General features: G+C 48.4%; 1 protein-coding gene. It reads left to right on the top strand.

The window, feature by feature from the left end; translation table 11 throughout:
• Positions 1-657 (top strand): hypothetical protein (locus tag HMPREF1551_RS13925; protein WP_021628211.1); only part of this gene is annotated, 657 nt, incomplete at both ends.

The following is a 657-nucleotide window of genomic DNA, read 5'->3' as shown; positions in this document are numbered from 1 at the left end:
GCAATGACCAAGTCAATGGCAACCCTGCCACTCCTGCGGTAGTGGATGTGACTATCGGGGATAACGGAGGCCTTGCCAACTTAGAGGTAAATACAGCTACTGGAAAACTTAAGGTGCCAGCGGGTGCTACTCCAGGTACCTATGAGGTGACTTATCGTATCTGTGTTAAAGGAGAAGCATCTCCTTGTGATACCGCTAAGGTGAAGATAGAGGTAACGAGCGATGCGGCTCCGACCACGACCATCAATGCCAACGATGATCCGAATACCTCCGTTGCCAAAGGCGGCTCGATAGAAGTCCTCTCCAACGACCGACTCAATGGAGAACCTGTAACCAAGGATAAGGTAACCACCACTATTGATAACAATGGAGGCCTTACTGGTGTAGAGATAGACCCTGCCACTGGCAAGATCAAAGTGCCAGTTACCGCTACAGAAGGTACCTATGAGGTGACTTATAAGATTTGTGAGAAACAGAATGGTACTCCTTGTGATAGGGCTAAGGTGAAGATTACCATAACTTCCGATGTAATCCATACCATCGAAGCCAACGATGACCCTGCGGTGACCGTAGGTAAGGGAGGTACTGTAACCGTACTGAACAATGATACAGTGGACGGCAACCCAGCCACTAAGGACAATGTAGATATCTCTATTG

The sequence above is a fragment of the Capnocytophaga sp. oral taxon 863 str. F0517 genome (assembly GCF_000466425.1).
Lineage (GTDB): Bacteria > Bacteroidota > Bacteroidia > Flavobacteriales > Flavobacteriaceae > Capnocytophaga.
Note: the sequence above shows the minus strand (reverse complement) of the source record. Positions and strands in the feature narration are given on the sequence as shown.